At 59.9% G+C, this 12,910-nt stretch carries 13 protein-coding genes and 2 pseudogenes; 6 read left to right on the plus strand and 9 right to left on the minus strand.

Annotated elements, in window-relative coordinates:
• The first annotated feature begins 170 nt into the window (after positions 1 to 170).
• Complete coding sequence (locus tag XH92_RS34390) at positions 171 to 629, plus strand: Hsp20 family protein (RefSeq protein ID WP_194456108.1); 459 nt, start codon at positions 171 to 173, stop codon at positions 627 to 629.
• 81 nt (positions 630 to 710) lie between these two features.
• The gene (locus XH92_RS34395; protein ID WP_194456109.1) at positions 711 to 1,208 is read left to right on the plus strand and encodes an Hsp20/alpha crystallin family protein; all 498 of its coding nucleotides are present in this window, start codon (positions 711 to 713) and stop codon (positions 1,206 to 1,208) included.
• Between the two features lie 138 nt (positions 1,209 to 1,346).
• On the opposite strand, the gene XH92_RS34400 is transcribed toward XH92_RS34395, so the two are convergent.
• A complete protein-coding gene (locus XH92_RS34400; RefSeq protein WP_194456110.1) occupies positions 1,347 to 1,784 on the minus strand; it encodes a response regulator in 438 nt (145 codons plus the stop codon).
• 282 nt (positions 1,785 to 2,066) lie between these two features.
• On the opposite strand from XH92_RS34400, the gene greA reads away from it, so the two are divergent.
• Positions 2,067 to 2,549: a transcription elongation factor GreA gene (gene greA / locus XH92_RS34405; protein ID WP_194456111.1), complete on the plus strand. Its 483-nt coding sequence runs from the start codon at positions 2,067 to 2,069 to the stop codon at positions 2,547 to 2,549.
• Between the two features lie 87 nt (positions 2,550 to 2,636).
• Here the strand turns inward: greA and XH92_RS34410 are convergent.
• From XH92_RS34410 to rpoH, 7 genes and pseudogenes are all read right to left on the minus strand, one after another.
• A pseudogene (locus XH92_RS34410) lies at positions 2,637 to 3,733 on the minus strand (trypsin-like peptidase domain-containing protein).
• 109 nt (positions 3,734 to 3,842) lie between these two features.
• Positions 3,843 to 4,178: a hypothetical protein gene (locus XH92_RS34415; protein WP_194456112.1), complete on the minus strand. Its 336-nt coding sequence runs from the start codon at positions 4,176 to 4,178 to the stop codon at positions 3,843 to 3,845.
• A gap of 139 nt (positions 4,179 to 4,317) precedes the next feature.
• Positions 4,318 to 4,773 (minus strand): Hsp20 family protein, encoded by a 456-nt coding sequence (locus XH92_RS34420; RefSeq protein ID WP_194456113.1) that lies wholly within the window; start codon positions 4,771 to 4,773, stop codon positions 4,318 to 4,320.
• Positions 4,774 to 4,986: 213 nt separating this feature from the next.
• Positions 4,987 to 5,433, minus strand: a complete 447-nt coding sequence (locus tag XH92_RS43260) for a hypothetical protein (protein WP_246787837.1) — start codon at positions 5,431 to 5,433, stop codon at positions 4,987 to 4,989.
• Positions 5,434 to 5,835: 402 nt separating this feature from the next.
• A complete protein-coding gene (gene groL, locus XH92_RS34430; protein WP_194456114.1) occupies positions 5,836 to 7,458 on the minus strand; it encodes a chaperonin GroEL in 1,623 nt (540 codons plus the stop codon).
• A 56-nt stretch (positions 7,459 to 7,514) separates the two neighbouring features.
• Positions 7,515 to 7,829, minus strand: coding sequence for a co-chaperone GroES (groES, locus tag XH92_RS34435; RefSeq protein ID WP_194456115.1), 315 nt, complete (start codon positions 7,827 to 7,829; stop codon positions 7,515 to 7,517).
• A 559-nt stretch (positions 7,830 to 8,388) separates the two neighbouring features.
• Positions 8,389 to 9,282 carry an RNA polymerase sigma factor RpoH gene (gene rpoH, locus XH92_RS34440; protein ID WP_246787838.1) on the minus strand — a complete coding sequence of 298 codons (894 nt, stop codon included), beginning with the start codon at positions 9,280 to 9,282 and terminating at the stop codon, positions 8,389 to 8,391.
• 467 nt (positions 9,283 to 9,749) lie between these two features.
• Here rpoH and XH92_RS43265 point away from each other — a divergent pair.
• The 3 genes and pseudogenes from XH92_RS43265 to XH92_RS43690 all read left to right on the plus strand — a co-directional run.
• A pseudogene (locus XH92_RS43265) lies at positions 9,750 to 10,079 on the plus strand (hypothetical protein); the annotation flags it as partial.
• 123 nt (positions 10,080 to 10,202) lie between these two features.
• The gene (locus XH92_RS34445; RefSeq protein ID WP_194456117.1) at positions 10,203 to 10,532 is read left to right on the plus strand and encodes a hypothetical protein; all 330 of its coding nucleotides are present in this window, start codon (positions 10,203 to 10,205) and stop codon (positions 10,530 to 10,532) included.
• 392 nt (positions 10,533 to 10,924) lie between these two features.
• Entirely contained in the window at positions 10,925 to 11,047 is a 123-nt protein-coding gene (locus tag XH92_RS43690) for a hypothetical protein (protein ID WP_018270270.1), read from the plus strand.
• A gap of 91 nt (positions 11,048 to 11,138) precedes the next feature.
• Here XH92_RS43690 and XH92_RS34450 read toward each other — a convergent pair whose 3' ends face one another.
• Positions 11,139 to 12,719, minus strand: coding sequence for an ISL3 family transposase (locus XH92_RS34450; RefSeq protein ID WP_210345499.1), 1,581 nt, complete (start codon positions 12,717 to 12,719; stop codon positions 11,139 to 11,141).
• Positions 12,720 to 12,910: the final 191 nt, after the last annotated feature.

Consider the following 12,910-nt stretch of genomic DNA (forward strand, 5'->3'; position numbering starts at 1 on the left):
TTCGCAAGTGCCTGGAAGGCCTTGAAACGATACGACACGCTTCTAATTTCATGGGTAGCCGCGCAGCAATTGCACGGCACGATTGGGCGCCTGGTACAGGGCCCGGTCAGCAAGCACCCGGCAGGTGTCCGGGGCGCTCTTATCCATGTTGCTCAAAGGAGAATATGGCTATGACCACGCTTGATCTTGCTCCCTTGTGGCGATCGTCGATCGGGTTCGATCGTCTGTTCGACCTTCTCGAGGACAACTCCGGCCGATGGACCGGCGGGGACAATTACCCGCCCTACGACATCGAACGTGTCGGTGAGGACCACTACCAAATCTCGCTGGCTCTTGCCGGCTTCACGCCTGACGAGGTCTCCATCACGGCCGAGCAGAACACGCTGACCGTCGAGGGTCGCAAGGCCGAAAAGGGCAGCCATCAATATCTCTATCAAGGCATCTCTTCGCGCCCGTTCCGACGGACCTTCAGTCTGGCCGAGTACGTGCAAGTGAAGGGCGCCTTGTTCGAGAATGGCATGCTCAAGATCGATCTGGTTCGGGAGGTTCCCGAGGCGATGAAGCCGCGCCAGATTGCGATCGGCACACGTGATGATCACCAGCAAGGTGAGAACAAGCAGGCGGCATAACACCGCCTGCTCGGAATTGATTTTTGCGGCGTGGCTTCGCCGCGTCGCGAAGCTTTGGAACAAAAGAAAAGGAGAAGCTCTATGGCTATCACTGATCTGATCCCCTGGGGCCGCGGTGGTGATCTGACCACCCGTCGCTCCGAAAACTACAATCCGGTTCTAACCCTGCACCGGGAGATGAACCGGCTATTCGATGATGTCTTCCGCGGCTTCGATGTCGTGCCATTTGGCGGCCGCTTTCTCGAGCAGTCGATGAATTGGCCGAGCATCGAGGTCAACGACAGTGACAAGGACGTGAAAGTCACGGCGGAGTTGCCAGGTCTCGACGAGAAAGACGTTCAGATCGAACTCGCCAATGGCGTTCTCTCGATCAAGGGAGAGAAGAAGACTGAGACGGAAGACAAGGATCGCCGGTTCAGCGAGCGGTACTACGGCAGATTTGAACGGCGCATCCCGATCGAAGACGTGGACCAGGACAAGATCTCTGCTGCGTTCAAGAACGGAGTTCTGACTGTCACCATGCCAAAGCTGCCGCAAGCAGAATCCAAGGTGAAGCGTATTGCGATCAACTCGAAATGACACAAATCGATGGGAGCGGTCTCCGCTCCCGTCCTACTTCCAATAAGAGCGGCCGTGGGTGTGCCCGACCATGGACACAAAGCGGAAATCCAGTTTTGCAGGCGCTGCGGATGTTGTTGCGCATGCAAAGATCCCGGCTCAACACATCGAGGAACTGAAAGTCGCCTGTGCGAATGGAGATAAGAGCGCGGCCCGCCGCTCGCTGCGCCAAGCTATCAGCGAGCTCGAGCTGGCGCGCGCTATGGTGCGGACCGGTATTGATTGAGTCCGCGCGGACTGGGAGAAACACGGCTTGCTGAGGAGCAGACTGCCGTTCATGTGTTTGCTAGTCTTTTCGATGAGGTCTGGATAGCCGCTGCAGCACACGATCGGCAAGCACGGCTGCTGCCGTTGAAGCTCAAGTCCGACGTTGAGTCCAGAAACGCCGGGCATCGCCAGATCAATAATCGCCACATCGATCGCTTGATGAGAAAGGGTCGACAGCGCGGCATCCAGATTGTCAGCTGCGATCGGGCGGTATCCGAGATCGTCAAGCATGTTCCGTGTCGTTTCGAGCACGCTCGCGTCGTCGTCCACAGCAAGGACGTACTCCCGTGCGCCCATGCAAGGAGTGCCCAATTGGCGATCTTCGCCTCATACAACTGCACTGGTCGATCGGGGCAAGAGTATTCGCACGGCAAACCCGGAGACCTGCGACAACCCAAGTTCCGTTCCCTCGCCGGGCTCCTTGGACCGGGCGCTCCTTGGAACAGGTAAAGGCCAGCATAGTTGCCAGCCCATAGTACCGAGATAGGTAGGCCCGGCAGGCGACCGCGGCCGCTCTCGGCTCTGGGCGGTGCTCTCACAAGGCGGTCCGAATTGATGCCAACCCTCCCCATGACTGCGGCCGGTCATGCCGCCCTTAACGACGAACTGGCCGACCGCACTAGAATCAAGCGGCCTCATCTTGCCGAGCGCATTCAGCAAGCGATTGCCGACGAGCCCAACCTTATTGAGAATTCGGAATATCAGGCTGCGTTGGGCGAGCAAAGGCTCAACGAAGCTCGCATAGCCGAGTTAGAAAGCAAGCTTGCACGTGCAGAAATCATTGATGTGTCAAAGCTCTCCGGCGAGACCATCAAATTCGGCGCGACGGTCACGCTGACGGACCAGGATACGGGCGAGGAGCGAATTTGCCAAATCGTTGGCGAGCCGGAAGCCGACCCTGCAAAAGGCAAGATCTCGTTCAGTTCCCCGCTCGCACGGGCGTTGATAGGCAGGTTCAAAGGCTCCGTCGTAGCTGTCCAGACCCCAGGCGGCGGCAAGAGTTACAAAGTTGAGCAAGTTAGATGGCTGCCCTAAAAGCCGAGGGGCTGGGCTTTTGAGTCAATACGCCTGCCACAGTTGAATTTGGCAGTCGACCGGCCAGATTGTCTTGAACCTTTTGCATCAATGCAGCAGACGAGTGGATGTGCTGCTTGCCTGGACGGGCGGAGCAACTTTCACAACGGCGGAACTGGTTTGACCACCCCGCACGATGGTGAGCTTCACATCTTGACCGACACGCGCCAGGCCGATCTTGTTACGAAGTTGCGACGCGGTGCGGATCCGACGGTCGTCTGCCATGACAACAATATCGTCCTTCCGCAAGCCGGCCCTTGCAGCCGGAGAGTCTGCCGCGACCTCTGCGATCACCGCGCCTTCGTTGCGCCCTTGTTTGGTCGACGGTTGGAGTTCGCGCAGTGAAACGCCAATGCGGCCTCGCTCAACGTGTCCCTTATCTACAATCTGCTCCATAACGATCCGGGCCATATTCGCGGGAATTGCAAAACCGATCCCGACATTCCCTCCGCCCGGCGAAATGATCGCGGAGTTGATGCCGACCAATTCGCCGTGAAGATTCACCAATGCGCCCCCGGAATTCCCGGATTGATCGCAGCGTCGGTCTGGATGAAGTCCTCAAAGCCTTCCTTGCTCAAGCCAGTGCGACCCAGCGCACTGACCAGGCCGGACGTGACAGTCTGGCCGAGACCAAAGGGATTGCCGATCGCGAGCACGAAATCCCCGACCTCAAGCGCATCACTGTCGCCGAAAGGAAGCGCCTGAAGGCCGGCAGGGTCTTGGATCTGCAGCACTGCAACGTCAGTCGGCGGGTCGCGCCCGATTACCTTCGCAGTTAACTGCCGGCCGTCCTTGGTCGTAATCCGAACGACCGAGGCGCCTTCGACAACATGATTGTTGGTCAACACATAGCCGCGCCTGGCATCGACGATGACTCCCGAACCGGTCGAATTGATTTCCTTCTCGACCTGCTTGGGAATGTCGAAAAACTCACGAAAGAACGGGTCGCGGTAAAGTGGATTGTCCTCACGGACACGGCCGTGCACGGAAATATTAACAACCGCGGGTGTCACCTGTCGAACTACCGGCGCCAATGTTGGCACAGGACCACCTGTCTTCAGGTCTGGCACTTGAGCTACTGCCGGATGAGACACGCAGAGCACAACAAGCAGGAGCCATGCCAATATTGTTCGACGTCCTAACATTTCAATTGTCCTTGGAATCACCAGGCAGCGGGAGAATTTGCTACGATCGGAATTGCCCACAACGCCGCGGCATGGCCGAGCAGCACGATGCCTAGGACAGCGCCCGTGATCATCGCAGAGACCTCCGCTGTGCGGCGGCCCAGGGCCGCCGCAGCCGCATGGGGACGCCACCGCCACGGGGCGGATCATCATCGTCGTCTCTGTCGAGTTGCCGCAACGCTGCCAGTATGTCGGCCAACTTCACAGCGTGGCCCATTCCGGGGACCTCCCGCATGCCGGGACAGGATTCCACGGCGTACATGTCCGACGCCCACGAGGACAGGATGATCCGCTTCTCAGGCGTCGAGAGCTCCTTGTCATTCAGGACTTCCGCCGGAGAAACGTAGTGAGCGGCAGGGTGGAAGAATGGGTGAAGACCACCGCCGTCGATTTTTACGTTAGTCATGGCTCGCCTCCCTATTCACTCCTTTCCAAGGGATGGTGCTCGTGATTTAGGTGGCGGCGTAGTCGATGTCGCCACCCACGTTGAGATGAGATCGGTCAGGAACGTCCGATGCCATCGCCGGTCCACGGATCGAAGCTACCTAAGCTGCCTTCTTCCGCTCAATTTGCGACGAAGCAGCCGTTGCACCGATCTGGATCTTGCGCGGCTTCATCGCCTCCGGAATCTCTCGAACGAGATCAATGGTCAAGAGACCGTCCCGGAAGGATGCCTGCTTGACCTGGACGTACTCGGCCAGACTAAAGACTTTCCGGAACGGTCGCGCCGGAATACCTTGGTAGAGATACCGGCGCGCAGCCCCGTCGGACTTCTTGCCTTCGATCGTGAGAGCATTCTGTTCGGCCGTCACGGAGATGTCACTAGCGCCGAAACCTGCTAGGGCCAGCGTGATTCGATAGTGATCCTCACCGGACCGCTCGATATTGTATGGCGGATAGCTGTCCTCATTCGGCCGGCGCGACATGCCGTCGATGAGGCCAACCAAGTGATCGAAGCCGACGCTGGTGCGCCACAGTGGCGTAAAATCAAGTGTCCTCATAGCCAAGTCCTCCAAAGAGCAATATGGATACGAAGCAAGGCAGGATGGGAGTTCGGTTATGGTCGAACACCCCAGTCCAGTACCTCGTGCCGAGCCCGGCCTGGCGCTCGACACACCGCAGTCGCGGTCGAGAAACGAACTAGAACTAACGTCCGTGAGTTCAAGAGGGGCATGCGCATTTTTCTTCAAGAGGCTCCCTTGGCGGCTCAGTGACTAGGCGGCCATGCGATCCGGAAGAGCACTCTGGCGTAGATCATCCATTACTTGCGGCTCTCGCTCAATCCGGGCTTGATAGAGCTGGCGCTCTTGCTCGCTCCTCGCAGTTGAGAGCAGGCGCTCGTAGTGACCGATCACCTTCTGACAGCCTCGGATAAGGAAGTCGCGGCCGCCAAGCTCGACTGCTGTGCTTGAGGCTGCATCGGAGCTCCCGCGCACGGAATGCCTCGCCGAATTCGCTTCAAACATGATTGTCGCTTGCTCTTGACGACCTTGCATAAGGTAGCGAGCGGCCTTCGCGGGCCGCTCACTGACGTTCAGCTTGCTGCCAACAGTCCGGCGGGATGGGGCGTCGGCTGCGGCCAAATACCTGTCGGCGCGGAGGTCGGCGGCAGCAAGATGTCGATCTTCATCGTTGCCGCCGCGGGCTGCCATTTCAGCCACGGCATTTGTCGAGATACGGGATTGGCGGCAGTGGCAGTCCAGTGAAGGTACCCTGTGTGGCCTCGGCTCCCCGCGGGCTTTCCACGCCGTAAGCACCGAAGGCCGCCAGAGACATTGCGCCGGCTACTACTAAAGCAAGCAGGCCTCGCCGCAGATTGCGGTTGGTCTCCGTCCGGTCGGAGAACGTATGGTGATAACTCAGCATCTATACTCCTCCCATCGTTCGAAAACAGATCCAGGCAATGGTGACAAAACTCAGGGAGAACATGAACCAATGGATCGTGTCCTGCCTCATCCTGAGCCGACGACGATTAGACTTGTTCATGGGACACTCCATCTTTGGAAGCGGTCTTCTCTCCTCTCATCGGTGGAGCCCGGCCTTGATCGGCCGGGCTCTCTCGTTCAGAAGTCCATGGCGGGAGCTGCCGGAGCGGATTCAGCCTTCTTCGGCTTTTCGGCCACGAGTGCCTCGGTGGTGATCAGCAGCGAGGCCACCGACGCAGCGTCCTGCAAGGCGGTGCGCACGACCTTGGCGGGATCGATCACACCGGCTTTCACCAGATCCTCGTACTCGCCAGTTGCCGCGTTGAAGCCCCAGTTGTAACTCTGGTGCTCCAGAAGCTTGCCGACAACCAGTGAGCCGTCTTCGCCGGCGTTCTGCACGATCTGCCGAGCCGGCATCCGGATGGCGCGACGAACGATGTCGATGCCGGCCTTCTGGTCGGCGTTCGCGGTCTTGATGCCGTCGAGCGCTTCGAGGGCACGCAGGAGGGCAACCCCGCCTCCGGGGAGAATCCCCTCCTCCACCGCCGCGCGCGTAGCATGCATCGCATCGTCGACACGGTCTTTGCGTTCCTTGACTTCGACCTCCGTCGCACCTCCGACACGGATCACCGCGACGCCTCCGGCAAGCTTGGCGAGGCGCTCTTGCAGCTTTTCGCGATCATAGTCGGAGGTCGTCTCCTCGATCTGGAGCCTGATTTGCTGGGCGCGCGCCTCGATATCCTTCTTGGCGCCCGCGCCCTCGACAATGGTGGTGTTGTCCTTGTCAATGACGACCTTCTTGGCGCGCCCGAGCATCTTCACTGTGACGTTTTCCAGCTTGATGCCGAGGTCCTCGCTGATGACATTGCCGCCGGTCAGGATCGCGATGTCCTCCAGCATGGCCTTGCGACGATCGCCGAAGCCAGGTGCCTTGACGGCCGCGACCTTCAGTCCGCCGCGCAGTCTATTGACGACCAATGTCGCAAGCGCTTCACCTTCGATGTCCTCCGCGATGATCAGGAGCGGCTTACCGGACTGGACGACCTGCTCCAACAGCGGCAGCATGGTCTGCAAGCCGGACAGCTTCTTCTCGTGAATCAGAACGTAGGGATCCTCGAGTTCGACGCGCATCTTCTCGGGGTTCGTGACGAAGTAGGGCGAGATGTAGCCGCGGTCGAACTGCATGCCCTCGACCACTTCGAGCTCGGTGTGCAGGCTCTTGGCCTCCTCGACGGTGATCACGCCTTCATTACCGACCTTGTTCATGGCGTCGGCCAGGAAGCGGCCGATCTCGGTATCACCATTGGCGGAGATTGTGCCGACCTGGGCGATCTCGTCATTGGCGGTGATTTTCTTGGCGTGGGATTTCAGATCGGTCACGATGGCCTCGACAGCGAGGTCAATCCCCCGCTTCAGGTCCATCGGGTTCATGCCGGCGGCGACGGATTTGCTGCCCTCCTTGAAGATGGCCTGAGCGAGCACGGTCGCCGTCGTGGTCCCGTCGCCGGCTGCATCGCTCGTCTTTGAGGCGACCTCGCGCACCATCTGCGCGCCCATGTTCTCGAACTTGTCTTCCAGTTCGATCTCTTTGGCGACGGTTACGCCATCTTTGGTGATGCGCGGCGCACCGAACGATTTCTCGATCACGACGTTACGCCCCTTCGGACCGAGTGTGACCTTCACCGCGTTTGCCAGAGTGTCGACGCCCCGCAGCATGCGCTCTCGGGCCTCGGTTGCGAACTTCACGTCCTTGGCAGCCATTTTGATCTCTCCTTTCCTCTATGACTGTCAGCTTTCCTCTTATGACTGTCAGCGCCCTACGCTGCCTTCTTGACGGCGCCTGCCTTGTCGATGACACCCAGAAGGTCGCTCTCCTTCATGATCAGGAATTCCTCGCCGTCGATCTTGACCTCTGTACCGGACCACTTTCCGAACAGGACGTGGTCACCGGGCTTGACGTCGAGTTGAATGAGCTGGCCTTGTTCGTTGCGTGCACCGGGGCCAGTGGCGACGATCTCGCCTTGCTGCGGCTTCTCCTTTGCTGTGTCTGGAATGATGATGCCGCCGGCGGTTTTCTCTTCGGCGTCGAGACGTCGCACGAGCACGCGATCGTGCAAGGGACGGAAATGCATGCACATCCTCCTTGGGTAGGTTCAGCGATGTCCAAAACCGGGGCCATAACGGCCCCCGGGCAAAAATCCACCTAGGAGCGAGGGTTCTACTTTCAAGAGGTTGGAAGAAAATTTTTGCGGCGAAAGCCGGATCGTCGATATTGCTCGCGGCTCGTAACCGGAGAGCATTCTCCTGCGTCCGGAAACGCTCAGCGCACCTTGAGAATTGAAACCGTCAAACCGAGACGTTGTCTCGGCTTCAGAACAACTCTGCGCGGCAAATTTGAGCATCGTCGAAAGGAGGGTAACCAGAGATGCGGAGCTTAATGGTACTTGCTGCTCTACTCGGGATGGTGGTCTCGCTGCAGGCGAAAGAAGCGGATTTATCGCGCGCAGTGCGAAGCTCCGACGCCGTCGATAAGCAGCTTGTCAGTGATCAAAGCGGCCAGCCCCCAGGCAAGAACAAAGTCCGGTGGCCGCAAGGACCGTGATTTCTCGGCCGAAGCCATCGTGCTTGACATCTGCACCGGCTGCTGATTCATCGATCAGCAGGCGGCCAGCGGTCTTTTGTGTTCTGCTTCTAGTATGCGCTTGCTGAAGCAGCCTCAAGATCCGGAAGGCGTACGCACATCATCGTCTTGATGCGCTTCAACGCACGCTGCTCGATCTGGCGGATACGCTCACGAGAAATCCCGAAGGTATTGGCAAGATCGTCAAGCGTGCTTTGCTCTTCCGCCATGTAACGGGCTTCGACGATGGTGCGTTCTCGCGGAGAGAGCGCACTCAGCGCCTCCGAGAGTGCGGCCTTCTGCCGTTCACGGTCTCCGGTCTCCACAAGCTGGGTTTCAGGATCAGGAGATGAATCGGCGAGCCTGTCTTGCCATTGCTCGCCTTCTTCGTCACTGAGCTGAACGTTCAGCGTCATATCGCCACGGATCCGCCCGTTCATCTCGACGACGTCACTTTCCCTAACCTGAAGATGTTCAGAGATCTGCTTCACCTGCTCCGGCGAAAGCTCGCCATCGTCCGGCGCACCAAGGCGTCTCTTCAACTTTCGAAGGTTGAAGAACAGCTTTTTTTGCGCTGCAGTTGTGCCGAGCTTGACGAGTGACCACGATCTCAGGACGAACTCCTGCACGGACGCCTTGATCCACCAAGCGGCATAGGTCGCCAGGCGAAATCCCTTCTCAGGGTCGAACCGCTTGACGGCCAGCATCAATCCGACGTTGGCTTCCGAGATGAGGTCGGCGATAGGCAATCCATAGCGCCGATATTTCAGCGCGATCTTGGCGGCCAATCGTAGATGGCTCGTCACCAGACGGTAGGCAGCTTCGCGATCCCCAGAATCCCGAAGACGCCTTGCATACATCGCTTCTTCGGATGCATCGAGCAGCGGGAAGCTACGGATCTCTTGCAGATACCGGGACAACCCGGCTTCCGAATGGATGGCAGGGAGGGCTGACTTGATTGACATGACGTGCCCTCCCTCAGAAGACATCGCCGCTCTTGAGCTCTAACGAGCGGCCAGAGGGAAGACGCGGCCGCGGGGCCCCACCGAGGTGAGTGAGACTGATCGACTGCCAAGCGACAATACGGGTCGTTTTCATATCCAAATCCTCCATGGAGCAAAATGGTACGAGCCGCCGTGTCGCCTGACTTAGCTGGGCCATGAGGCGCCCAGCGACACTCAGGCCGGCGGCGCCAAAAGAACTGCAAAACCAGCGGGTTGTTCCCCGTATCAGCTAGCCAATTCGTCGGAAGCCAAACTGCCGCTGCCCGATGAGGCGGAGGAGGAGCCCGACGCCTCAGGCGGCTTCCGAGTGCCCAATCCGTCAAGGGTTTCAAACATCTCGTAGACTTGGGACATTCCGAACCTTGGCCAAGACGTATACCGATCGAAGTCGGGTAGCGGTGCGGCACGGCTAAGTTTAAATGGTTTGCGCCGCCGGCGAGGCACTCATCCGCGAGGCCGACGATCCTGCTCTGCCAGAGCTGGAACAAAAAGATCTGGGCCGACGGCGGGCCCGGTCGACGCATCGCCCTCGATCGACCAGGCCATCAACGCCGGCTATCCGTGGCTCGAAATCAAATGCTCGCGGTGCAAGACACCGCGCGCGGTCGCGCCTAGCTGCGCTGCGCCACGTTCCGACCACCAACGTGCGCGATCTCGCCGGTCGCCTGCGCTGCGTGAAGTGCAGTACGGCGGGCAAGCGGCCGGCCGCGGAGCTGCTGCAGCTGTGGCGGCGCTGCCCGACCGGAGATGCGACGTGACCGAGCTCACGCGCCGGCGCGACCGAGCCGCAGCCGGGCAGAAATGGAACATCCTCTATAGCGCGTCGTCGTTGGCTCAATCGGGCTGCGCACCGGCGCACCGAACCATGCCGATCAGTGGGAATGGAATGCGGCTTTCATCCGGGCTGCGACCGGTCGAGCGGAGGCCCGGCCGCGACCTTTCAAGAAGCGCGCGCGGCGTTCGAAGTGGCATGGGGCGAGTTGCTGCCGCCCCTAACCAAAGCGAATTTCCAGGCCTGGCGCGATCATCGCGATTGGATCGCGCGCAAGCAGGCCATGTGGGACAGCGGCGAAAAGCTGCCTTCTCAACTGCCGTCGTCGCTGATGCGCTGTCCCTGCGGCGCGACGTTTGATAGCCACCGTCCCGCCGAAAGCCAGATTTACACCCCTCACATCTATGCTGCACAAAGGCGGGATGGAATTCGACGATGAAGATGAAGGAAGACCGGCGCTGGGCGGACCCGGAGAAAGGCTGCCCGCCGGATCATGGAGCACGCCCGCGCCTTTGAACCGACCCAGGACGACCGGATCTACATTGAGACGATCAACTATCCGATGATCTACCAGGACAAAGGCGACGCCGGCCGAGTACTGGGCCGGCTTGCAGTACGCCAAGGAGCGGGACGTTCGTGAGGATGCTGCAGCCGGGCAAAGACCTGTTCGCCTGAGTTGTCGGTTGTGCTGCTGCGCAAGTAGGCTGAGAGGTTCCTTGCAACCTCTAGCTATCCGGAGCATTGTCTAAACATCACCGGCCAAGGCTCTGCCCGTAGGCGCCGGTGGCTGAGAGACCGATCGCGCTCCCGCCTGCAGGCTTAAGGAGCGCCATGCTTGAACAGCCCCATTTCGATCCCTATTCGATTCCGGCGCGTGTCTGTCTCGCTATCGCGATTTTCGGCGGTTCCTTGCTTATTGCAGTGCTGTTGCTGACCGCTCTCATTGCGCACTAGGACCGCGCCTCAAATGTAAGTGCGCGGCCTATAGCGCGACAATCAGGGGTTCTTCCGCATATTTGGTGCAGCATAGGTTGCCCGGTCGTTTTCAAGCAGCCAGGAGGACGCGTCGACGCAATAGCGGGTAGCTTGCCCGGCCATACATTTGTCGTTTGATGGCTTTGATCCTGCTGATCTGACCTTCGACCGGACTGGTTGTCCAGGAGGTAGTTATTGCCGCTCGGACCGCATCGATGTCGCGCGCGATGCCGTTGGCGAAGCTCCTCAGCTCGCTGTTGGCCGCTTGTGTGATCCATTCATCGAGCGCGACGATGTCGCTACCGCTGAGAAGGGAGACAAACTGCTTCGCCAGCTCGGCCGCCGTGGCGAGTTCCGGAGCTTGCGCAAACAGGTGGCCGAGGAATAGCTTGGCTTCAGCATCGATTTGATCTGGATCCTGGCTCAAATACCAAGCACAGCGACGACGCGTGGGAGCTTTCCAAGTCGAGTGCGATTGTGCTGCTCCAGCTGCGTCTTGTGCACGCCTGTCAGCAGCCCATCGCGCGACGGTCACCCGACTTCCGGCATAACCCTGTTGCTGAAGCTCCCGCCAAAGCTGTTGGCCCACCTGGCAGCCAGAGACCCACCGCCCTTCGAGCCATGCCTCGAAAGGCGCGAGAAGATGTGAGGGTCTGTGAGGCCGCGAATGCTCCGGCTCGCCGCCAGCGGCAAGCCAGCGCTGAACAGTGCGCCTGTCGACGCCAAGCAGTTGGGCGATCCTGGATGTCGGGAAACCTTTCTCGCGTAGGCGACAGATTTCATCCCAGCGCTCGCGTCGCGCGGACTTTCGATCCGCCCGCAACTGTGCAAGGCCGGGCGGCGGCCTGACGGTCTGCGCGCGTTGCGCGGAGGCCATGATTTGCACGGCGGCGGCCACGTTGTGACGATGGCGGGCGACCGCGTGGCGCAGGGCCTCACCTAGGCTGTTGAGCAGGTGCCAGCGGTCCGCTACCTGCACCGCGTCGGGCGCGCCGCAGCGCGCACCATCGGCATAAAGTCCCGCACGATCGCGCGCGACGACCTTGATCCCCGGCCAGCGCTTCAGCCAGTTCGCAACACTGTCGGCGTTACGATCGGGAAGCAGATCGAGCACGCAATTGCGCTCCAGATCGCAGATGATCGTTCCATATCGCTGGCCACGACGCCAAGCCCAATCATCGATGCCGACGACGCTCGGGGCAACGAAATCCGGCAGCGGAGCCAAGTGAATCATTCGGAGCAAGGTGTCGCCACTGACCGGCATGGCTAGTTTGCGCGACAGGCGCGAGCCCGGCTCACCGCCGACCGCAAAGCCGATTGCCAGTTGGCTCTCGCCGAGGCGGGTTGTGCGCCTTGCTTTCGGCCGCGCCGTCGCCGGTAGCCGCTCGGTGAATATTCGACGCGGGCATTGCGGATTTGCGCATCGAAACAGTCGCGCGTGCAGCCGGATTTCGACAACCCGACCCTGCCAGGGCAGATCAGCTAAGCGTCGCACGTAATGGCTGTGGACGCGATCCGTCTGGCAGCCGCAACAAGGACAGAGCGAGACCGCTGAGTTCGGCCGAGCCACGAGCACCACCCTGTCGATCTGGGGGAGGATCTGGACAATCGAAAGCTCGGGGGAAACCAGTGAGCGAAAGGCTTGGAGCAAGGCGAATCACGGTCGTCGACTGCGATTCCGACCTTATGCCCTCATTCGCACTGTCCGTGAATCCCGCACCCTGCACCAAATATGCGGAAGAACCCAATCAGGATGAGAGCGGCGCGTCAATCAAGATTGTCGCTGGAGTCGCATTGCCTCGCCTTAATTGTTACCGGATGCTGAGCCGTTGCCTCACGTAA

Origin of the sequence: Bradyrhizobium sp. CCBAU 53421, assembly GCF_015291625.1 — a bacterium.
Lineage (GTDB): Bacteria > Pseudomonadota > Alphaproteobacteria > Rhizobiales > Xanthobacteraceae > Bradyrhizobium.

Coding starts and splice junctions, on each gene's coding strand:
- groES (WP_194456115.1), bottom strand. CDS start 7,829: ATGCATTTCCGTCCCTTGCACGATCGCGTGCTCGTGCGACGTCTCGAC.
- XH92_RS34415 (WP_194456112.1), bottom strand. CDS start 4,178: ATGACTAACGTAAAAATCGACGGCGGTGGTCTTCACCCATTCTTCCAC.
- rpoH (WP_246787838.1), bottom strand. CDS start 9,282: ATGTCAATCAAGTCAGCCCTCCCTGCCATCCATTCGGAAGCCGGGTTG.
- XH92_RS43690 (WP_018270270.1), top strand. CDS start 10,925: ATGCTTGAACAGCCCCATTTCGATCCCTATTCGATTCCGGCGCGTGTC.
- XH92_RS34395 (WP_194456109.1), top strand. CDS start 711: ATGGCTATCACTGATCTGATCCCCTGGGGCCGCGGTGGTGATCTGACC.
- groL (WP_194456114.1), bottom strand. CDS start 7,458: ATGGCTGCCAAGGACGTGAAGTTCGCAACCGAGGCCCGAGAGCGCATG.
- XH92_RS34445 (WP_194456117.1), top strand. CDS start 10,203: ATGGAATGCGGCTTTCATCCGGGCTGCGACCGGTCGAGCGGAGGCCCG.
- XH92_RS34420 (WP_194456113.1), bottom strand. CDS start 4,773: ATGAGGACACTTGATTTTACGCCACTGTGGCGCACCAGCGTCGGCTTC.
- XH92_RS34390 (WP_194456108.1), top strand. CDS start 171: ATGACCACGCTTGATCTTGCTCCCTTGTGGCGATCGTCGATCGGGTTC.